This window comes from Pirellulales bacterium, from assembly GCA_036490175.1.
In the GTDB taxonomy this organism is placed as follows: Bacteria; Planctomycetota; Planctomycetia; order Pirellulales; family JACPPG01; genus JACPPG01.
On the sequence record DASXEJ010000342.1, the window covers coordinates 1 to 8563 of the forward strand.

Below are 8563 nucleotides of genomic sequence, written 5' to 3' on the forward strand. Positions count from 1 at the left end.
GTTCTGTACGGCGCAGGAAACCTTTGCGACCATCACGGGCTGGGATCAACAGTTGTTCCCCTCGTATATGCTGGTGAACGCCACGATCCGCAATTCTGATGCCGACGACCCCCAAGACACCGACAACGCGGCAGACGACACCGAGCAGGTGACCGTATTGGGCGACCCGCACGGTTTATTGGGAGTTCAGGTCGAAGCGCCCGCCGACAATACGCCGATCACGGTTACTGTCGAATGCAGCGAGATTCTCGAACGGAGCATGTTCCGCGGCACGCTCGCAACCGGGGGCGCGGCGTACAACGTCTTCCCACACATCCGCTACCGCTATCGATCGCTGGTCCGCAACAAGCAAGCGACGCCGCTAGCCATCACCTACACGGTGAAGGTTGGGGACAACGAGCCGGAAAGTTTCGCCGACAATGCCACATTGCGCTCGGTGAACGACTGTCCGTTCGCGATCAAGATGCCCGACGGAGAAGTGATTGACACGTCTTACATGTTTGCCGCCTATGTGAACGAGCAGCATCCGTTTGTCGACAAGCTGCTGCGCGAGGCCCTGGACGATGGCGTCGTCGAGTCGTTCACCGGCTACCAATCCGACGATCCGGACGATCTGTATCGGCAGGTATACGCGCTTTGGCACGCGCTGACTAAGCGCGACGTGCGGTACAGCAGCATCACCGCCTCGGAGGCGACCAGCTCGATGGTCTATTGCCAGCATGTGCGGCTGATCGACGAATCAATCAATAACAGCCAGGCGAATTGCGTCGATGGCGCGGTGCTGCTCGCTTCGATGATGCGCGAGATCAATATCGAGCCCGTCTTGATCGTGCTGCCGCATCATTGCTATGTGGCGTTTTACCTGGATCGCGATCACACCCAGTTGATTGGCCTGGAAACAACGCTCATCGGCGATAAGATCGCCAGCGCACCGTCGCCGCTGCCGGGCGCGCAGAACGTGGTTAACGACAAATGGCGCGCTGAGAATTCATGGCGTTCGTTCTGCGCGGCGGTGGAGTCCGGCACGCAGGATCTCGCAGAGAACCGTGCCAAGTTCGAAGAGGACCCCGACTATCGACAGGTGTCGATCGAAGACGCGCGCGAGTCCGGCATACTGCCGATCGCCTTCGACACAAACAGCCATTTCAAAGCCCGCACGGGAATTCAGGACTAGTGCAGGTCGGGCGGCAATATCTGGGAAAATGATAAGGCGCGTCGATCACCTGTAAGCCGCGCGCCAATATCGCTGCTCGACGCTTATCCCCGCGGCAAACGAAGCAGCCCCACCGACGATTGTTGTATTGTGGGCGGGAAAAAAAGAGCCAGCGATGGGAGTCGAACCCATAACCCCCGCATTACGAACAAGCGAGGGCTGGTCTGAAGTGCATTGCGTATATGGGTTTGCGGCTAGTGTCCAGAATGGTTGCACCATTTGTTGCACCACCGACACTTTTGAGGCGCAAGACCATGATGTCGATCCTTGTCTGCCGCGACCATCTCCCGGTGCCCCAGGTCACGTTGCCGCCGGTCTTCTTTAAGGCCGTATCGCTTATCCTGCTGATCTGCGGTGCCGCCGATGCTCAACTGGCCCAGGTGCCCATTTACAGCGGCCCGGTCCGGTCCCCCAGCACCGGGGGCGTTCTAACCGGCGTGCCGGTTCCCCAGGGCGGTGTCATCATCATCGGCACGTACGGCGTGGGGCGAACCTACAGCGAGCCGATGCCCGGTGCTCGCTTGAACCATGCCATGCGGCATAGGTCGCCTGCCCCCAGGGATCAGCGATCCCATCTAGACGAGCGCCGAGACTTCGTGGGCGAGTGTCACCAACGCTCGGCGGCCCGCCTGGACGCCGAGGACGCGCGGCTCGACGCCGAGTTCAATTCGCAGTTCGCCCCTTGAAACCTGTAACGCATGCCGGCCGCAAACGAGAAGAAATTGGTGGTTTCCCAAACCTTAATTGAGTGACTTGACACCCCTCTGGCGCGTACATACGCTAGAGAATCTGCATTTTTAAGCAGCAAATCTATGCGCTGCGAAGTCTGTATAGGTTGCTTAACGCCAGTGAGTAGCAGATAACTTCGTCGATTTTTCCTACGGTCGCCTCTTTGGTGCGATCGTGAGCGACGTGCTTCACAAGTGCCTTTTTCCCGAGGTCAGTCAATATGAGTCCTGCGCGCGCAACTTTGCATGGCTATCGCTGTTCGGCCGCGACGTATCTACGGCACGCGCTTGTTGCGTTGATATTAATGAATCTTGGCATTGCAGACGCTGCGGCTGTAACGATCGTCGATTTCGGAGTTGCCGCATGGCAAGCAGCGTTCCCCCAACCCATCGCCATCAATAACCAGGGCGATGTCGCCGGCGTCCTCTCCACGGCCGCCGGGCAGGAGCCGTTCGTCTGGCATAACGGTGTCATGACGCCGCTGCCGACGTTGCAGGGTGCCACAGAAATTAGCGTTACAGGCATCAACAATGTAGGGCAGATCGTCGGTTACTCAAACGCCACTGACGGTCTAATGCACGCCGTCGAATGGCAAAACGGCACGATCACAGAATTGCCCAACGAGCCTGGCTATTCGGAAAGCAAGGCGTATGGCATTAACGACGCGGGCCAGATTGTCGGCAGCGTCGATATTGGACCGGCAAATACGACCACTCATTCTGTCATCTGGCAGAATGGTGTCGTCAGTGATGTAAATACAACCGGCGGCACCGCAGCGCTCGGAATTAACAGCAGCGGGCAGGTCGTAGGAGGACAAGTACCGACGATTGCGCTTCCAGCTAACAATGGTTTCCTATGGCAAAACGGCAGCTTGGCCCCGCTGGTTCCGCAAACGTACCTCACGGCAACCGCTATCAACGATCAAGGCTTAATTATCGGGAACCAATCACCGACTTTGGGGAGCCAAACCCAAAATGCCTTTCTCTTGCAAAACGGCGTGCTGACGAATCTCGGCACGAACGGTTATCCCACGAGTTATGCCACTGCGGTCAATGATCTCGGCCAAGTAGTTGGTGTGTCCGATTCAAATGGCTACCGCCCGTTCCTATGGCAAGACGGTCAGATGACATCGCTTAATTCGCTGATGCCAGCGGGTTGGACCTTATCGGGAGTGTTCGGCATTAATGACCACGATCAGATTGTCGGCATCGCCCAAAGTCCCGCCTCGATTCAGCGTGAGGCCGTACTTATAACACTTCCCGAACCTGCCGCGTCCACTCTAGGATTTGTTGCTGGCGCGTTGGCACTTGTGGTTTATGTATGGGGGTATCGGCGGGAGACCTGCAAACGAGCCTGAGCGTCTTCGCGAGGCGCGTAAGTCGGTTGTCAAACAATCTGATATATGCCAGACATCGACCACATCGCGACTGGAATCCTGATCGAGGGCGGCGTTAGCCCAATCGTCGCAGCCTCTGGGTCAGTGATCGAGGAACCGCAACCCCAGACCCCTACCAAGAGGCACCCAGTTGCGGTGATCCTAGCCGCCGTGGCGGCTATCATCACCTTCATCTTGATCCGCACTTTTTAGGCGGCCTTCTCTCGCACCTTGGCTCGCGGTGCCTTTTGTGGCTCATCACCGTCTGGGTCGGTCCATCGTGACAAGTCGATAACGAGAATTCCGCGCTCCGGGATAAGGCCCGCGTCCTTCAAGTCCTGCAAGTATGTAGGAACGTGGCTCAAGTCATACTCCACGGCAACGCGATGGTCGTGGCCAGTAAGATGGCCCGTGGCCCGGCTGAATTCCCAGCGTTTATTTCTTTGTTGACTAACCACGCGCTCAACGTCTTTGTAGTGGACCCTGTATTGACGTTCCTGGACGATGTTCATGGTTGCTTCTCTGAGTAAATCCGGCCGAGCACCACCTAATTACAGTGATGCCCGGCCTCATACCACCCGCGCGCAGGTAAAGTTGAAACGCGGACGGCAAAATGATTCTTTAGCGCGCGGCGAACAGTGCTCGCGAGAACACGGCCATAACGCTAACAGTGGCGAGATCGTCCGAGGCTGTAAGCGTGCATCCGCACCCGTCTCGGTCGAACACCAAGATCGTCTGGTCTGGTTGGACCCAGATCGGACTAGTCTCGATACCATCGCCTCGCGTAATCGTCACGGTCCCTGGCCCCGAGTCCATCACGATTATGTTGCGAAATTTCGCATGCGGCGAGACATCCACGCTTTGACCGTACTCGATTGAATACTCTTCCATACTATCTCCTGCTGTGATTGAAAAGCGCCCGCCGTCCGACCCAAACGAAGGACGGCGGGCGACAGCCGATGCTGACCAAAGACATCGGGCTGTAAGGAGCGGTTCCCGCATGACCAAGAACCGCTCACTGTAAAATGCTGGCGCGAGCGAACCCTCATGCCCGGCCCACGCCAGCCCGGCTCCGCTACCGCTGGAATCAGTAGCGTAGAGCCTTACGGATGTATTACGCCGCCGGTGTGTCAATCCACCGGCGGCCAATCGGACGGGGGGCCCGATCGTTTTAGCGGGGCAACTTTGCGTCTCGTGCTTCCTTCACACGCGAGTCGAAAGCCTTGGTGGCGGCGCGCTGAGCCAACAATTGACCCTCTGTGATTTGCTCCATTGGCGTATCCACGATTGGAGCCTCTTCAAATTGCACAACGGGGGCCGGCGGCTTTCGGAATATGCCGCTCTCGATCTCTGCCTTACGGTTTTTTAGCAGACTGATTCGATCGTCGATCGGCTTCACGGATTCGGCCAACTTCTCGGCCTGCACTTTGCGCCATTCAGCGTCCAAGGAAGAGTAGTCGTCCAAACTGCCGAGCTTGGCGACTTGAACTCTCGCCTCAAATTGCTCCATCTCCTCCGCTGAGTAATCAGGATTGTATTTTGCAGCTTGAAGTTCTTGTTCAGCATGTTGAATGGCGCGGACCCTCTCAGGATCACGGGCATCTGCCTGCCGTTGCTCAACAGTAAGTTGCTGCTGGTCGTGCTCGGCGGCCCATCGCGCGGTTGCTGACTCCGGTGTTTCGCGGCCGTTGTATTGCTGCCATTCACGCTGCGTAACGTGCGCGGGATTGACCGCCGGCGCGACCGTCTGCGGGATCACCACAAGGCGCTTTTCCACTGGCCGCAATTCAGGGTGCTGGACTCCGGTGAGTAGCTCTTGTCCCGTGAGCTTGTGGCCAGCACGTCTATCGAGCACGTCGATAACGGCCGATCCGTGAGCATCTAGCGCCGCTAACGCTGCGTCTCGGGATTGCGTGCTATTTGGATCGAACTTGAACACGCTACCGTCGATGCTGAATTTGTAGTGATCCGCGAAAAGGCTGTAGGGAATTCGACTATTCATTGTTGACCTCTGGTTTCTGTGCCGGTCGAGCCGGCTTAGGTGTCGGTGTTTGGAGAGTGTTCGCCTCTCTAAGGCGACGAAGATCACGGCGGCGCTCGGCCGCCACGTCTTTTAGGTATTGGGAACGGTTCGACTTGCTCATGCGACTCCAAATTGTGCGTACCCAAAGACTGGCATCAGTTTGCTAGCGACTGGCCGAGCAATCTCATACCCGTACTTACGAGAATGCTGCAACTGACGCTGCCACGCCTGTCGCACCTTCGGCAATAAATATGGCCGGGCATTCTTATGCGTGTCGTACACCACACTGGCAAGCCATTCCGCAGGACGCTCTCCAGGGAGGTTCGGCAGAAACGACTCGGGCACGATTACGTGTGCATCGTTGCACGGATCGCAGCAGTCCACGGTGTCTTCCCAGACATGGCAGTACGCAATTCGTGTCAGTGTCGGGCCGGCGCTGACAGGCTGCGCGGGCGTCATGTACGCGAGCAACAGGCGGCCCGGTGCCGGATGCTGTGGTGGCGTCGGGGTGAAGTGAAAGCACAGCCCGACGCGCACAAAAAGCAACTGATCGAAGGCATGGAAGTAGTCCGCCCGCTGGCCCTCTTTTTCGAGAATCATGGCACGCTCCTCAAAGCACGACGCCATTGCCATCGTCGGAACCATCCGACCCGCTTCCTCTGGAATCTGGCAGCATGGTGACACGGCCGCACACTGCCGCAATCAACGAAGTGGCCGGGCGTCGATAGCGTGGGATCGTCCAGGCCGTTGTATTCCAGACCTCGGCTCACGGTCCATTGACGGACGTGTCCGCTGTTGTCATGCGCCCACCCGAGCAACACTTCACCATCAGGAACATTCGGTTCCGTGCTGCTGATGATGCGCTCCAGCCAATACGACAGGTGCCGCGCATGGTGTGCGATCGGCAGTAGTGTGAAGACCTCGCAATGGTATCGGTAGTCGTGGCTCATGTTGCCCCCAGAGGTTGAACGCGCACCTTTCCAGGGCCGCCGTCAAGTACGCGAACCTGGAGGGGATGTCCCTCATAATTGTTGACCCTGATGCGTCGATCCGGCAGCAGATTGACGGGCCATGCAACGCCGTCTTGGCGCTCCAGGATCACCTCGGTTTCACCGAGATTGTCCACGAGCATCCGTCGAGACGCGTCATGTATTACAGTGACATTTTCAAATTCAATCATTCTTCGGTCCTTTATGTTGTGGTGGCAAGAGCCGCCACGGCGCGAAGCGCCGGGCGGTTCCCTGCCAAATTAGCGCGATTGCGCTTTCAGAGTTTCGAGTCGGGCAGGATCGACAAGCGATGCCAGAGCCGCAGCCGTCTCGGGGGACAGGCCGAACTGCAATTGATTTGCGGGCGCACCAACCAGCCCCAGTTGACGTACGACCGCTTCGGCGGCCGATTGCCGGGCAGGATCGTAGGGAACTCGCACACCACGCGAACTGACACTGCGCAGTTCACGCTGCTGTGTGGCGCTCAACTGGTTTGTCGGAAGATGGGTGAGAGCATCGGGTAAATCGGACATAGAAAAAGGACTCCAGGGGTGTGAGGCTTTGGGGCCTCTAAAATCGCCAGCCTTTGCTGGCCGCTAACAAAATCTTTACAGCCCGCTCGGGCTGCTCGCCACATCTTTGTGCGACCGCCTTTACAATTCGGTGGTGCATGACTTCATTAATTGGCCACGGATTGGTCCGACTGATCGTGGGACCAGTGATCTCGTGCTCATCGACACGCGGGAGTGGCTGTCCTTGTGCCCGGTGACGTTTGATCGTGTCGAGTAATGAGCCACGGATCGGATGGACGTGGCCGGTGCGAAGACTTCTGAGCATTAGCTCGTCAACTACGGTGACGAACGCATATCCTGGTATGGAACGGATGCCCTCGGCCATCATCAGGGCCGAGCCGACCAGATCAGCTTCTGTGTGAACTACGTACATCACGACGCCACCGGCGCGAGCGACGATGCCCACTCGTGCTGCCGCAGAAGCCTACGCATATCCTGGCATCGGGCCGCAAAAAACAGATGGTCACCGAAGCAAGTCTTGAGATCGGTAAGAAAACCCTTTGCGATCGTGACAACCGCATCGCGGTCGATTAAAGTGCCCACGTCCTGCGATTGCCTGTGGTGCGTCCGGCTTAGGGCCAAGAGGCTATCATGCAAGCGGATCATCTCCACCTCACTGGCATCGTCACCAGCGCGGAGCTTTGCGTACCGATCCGACAGCCGATGTACTGTCTGCACAATGGCGGCAAGCAGACTGTCGGACGACTCAACGTCGGCGCAGCGCGCGATTGTTTTTTCCCGAAGCGAATCGAGACGGTCCGCGAAGTGCTTGTGGTCGCCGAGTACTGTCTCAACGTCGGAGATCAGGGAATCGAGAGCCGCCCGGATTGTGCCTCGCTCGATTAGCTCGCGCGCGTCCTGGCTTAGTAAAGCACGATGCTTGACCAGCTTCGCTAGGCTGGCATGGAGCTTAAGGGTGCGACCATCGTGATACGCCACGTCTTGGCCAGCGGCGATGGCGTCACTGTGTACCTTTAGACGGGCCTCGGTTTCTCTTATTGCGTTGTCGATTTTGTCGAGCATAGCGTTTCCTGTATTCGGGGTTTGGGTGTTGCCACACGGGGCCTATCCTCGTGCGGGCGTCTTGGACGAAAGTCCAACGTTGATGAGCCGGAATCAGCGTTAGCGTGCTGATCCGCGCCCAGTATTCGGCGTCGGCCTTCTCGGCCTCTGCCACAGCTTCGAGGTCTTCCCGGTCATGGGGTAGGCTGAGTCGGCACGGCAGGCCGAGTCGGCGGATTACTCGGTCGCGCAGGCGAGCGAGTACGTATGGCGAGTGTGATGCTCGTGCATCTCTCGCGTAAATTCGTTCAGCGGCCGTGAGATACTTGGCGATGCCCTCACGGCGGCCGTTGACCCTCACTCGCGCGTAGTGGTCGCCGCGCGGCCTTCGTGTGATGCCCAGGAAATCCCACATTACGCGACCTTGTGCATCAGCACTTTGTCTACAGCGATCAGGAGTGGCTTTGTCTCTTTCAAACGCTCGAAAGCAACGTTGCCGACATACATACGATTAGCGCCGAACTGAGATATTGCAATAAGTTGTGGATAGGAAGTTTTCAGGCGGCATTTACTTGGGGTTTGATTCCATCGATGAATTGAACTCCGGCGATCACGTCGGGTAGCAGTTGTGAGCCGTTCAGCAGCCGCCATCTTTTGGAT

At 57.7% G+C, this 8563-nt stretch carries 11 protein-coding genes; 5 read left to right on the top strand and 6 right to left on the bottom strand.

The window, feature by feature from the left end; genetic code table 11:
• From VGG64_25745 to VGG64_25755, 3 genes are all read left to right on the top strand, one after another.
• The coding region (locus VGG64_25745; GenBank protein HEY1603033.1) for a hypothetical protein at positions 1-1174 on the top strand (1174 nt) is incomplete at its 5' end.
• A gap of 293 nt (positions 1175-1467) precedes the next feature.
• Positions 1468-1899 (top strand): hypothetical protein, encoded by a 432-nt coding sequence (locus VGG64_25750; GenBank protein ID HEY1603034.1) that lies wholly within the window; start codon positions 1468-1470, stop codon positions 1897-1899.
• Positions 1900-2246: 347 nt separating this feature from the next.
• On the top strand, positions 2247-3299 hold the full coding sequence (locus tag VGG64_25755; protein ID HEY1603035.1) for a hypothetical protein: 1053 nt from the start codon (positions 2247-2249) through the stop codon (positions 3297-3299).
• Positions 3300-3526: 227 nt separating this feature from the next.
• Here the strand turns inward: VGG64_25755 and VGG64_25760 are convergent, their stop codons facing one another.
• The 6 genes from VGG64_25760 to VGG64_25785 form a co-directional block, all read right to left on the bottom strand.
• Complete coding sequence (locus VGG64_25760) at positions 3527-3829, bottom strand: hypothetical protein (protein HEY1603036.1); 303 nt, start codon at positions 3827-3829, stop codon at positions 3527-3529.
• Positions 3830-4488: 659 nt separating this feature from the next.
• Positions 4489-5319, bottom strand: coding sequence for a hypothetical protein (locus VGG64_25765; protein ID HEY1603037.1), 831 nt, complete (start codon positions 5317-5319; stop codon positions 4489-4491).
• A gap of 138 nt (positions 5320-5457) precedes the next feature.
• A complete protein-coding gene (locus tag VGG64_25770) occupies positions 5458-5940 on the bottom strand; it encodes a hypothetical protein (protein HEY1603038.1) in 483 nt (160 codons plus the stop codon).
• Positions 5941-6286: 346 nt separating this feature from the next.
• Entirely contained in the window at positions 6287-6520 is a 234-nt protein-coding gene (locus tag VGG64_25775) for a hypothetical protein (protein ID HEY1603039.1), read from the bottom strand.
• A 69-nt stretch (positions 6521-6589) separates the two neighbouring features.
• Positions 6590-6862, bottom strand: a complete 273-nt coding sequence (locus tag VGG64_25780) for a hypothetical protein (GenBank protein ID HEY1603040.1) — start codon at positions 6860-6862, stop codon at positions 6590-6592.
• A 37-nt stretch (positions 6863-6899) separates the two neighbouring features.
• Entirely contained in the window at positions 6900-7274 is a 375-nt protein-coding gene (locus VGG64_25785; protein HEY1603041.1) for a hypothetical protein, read from the bottom strand.
• Positions 7275-7309: 35 nt separating this feature from the next.
• Between VGG64_25785 and VGG64_25790 the strand changes: the two genes are divergently transcribed.
• Both VGG64_25790 and VGG64_25795 read left to right on the top strand, forming a co-directional pair.
• The gene (locus tag VGG64_25790) at positions 7310-7435 is read left to right on the top strand and encodes a hypothetical protein (GenBank protein ID HEY1603042.1); all 126 of its coding nucleotides are present in this window, start codon (positions 7310-7312) and stop codon (positions 7433-7435) included.
• A 57-nt stretch (positions 7436-7492) separates the two neighbouring features.
• Positions 7493-7747, top strand: coding sequence for a hypothetical protein (locus VGG64_25795; protein ID HEY1603043.1), 255 nt, complete (start codon positions 7493-7495; stop codon positions 7745-7747).
• Positions 7748-8563: the final 816 nt, after the last annotated feature.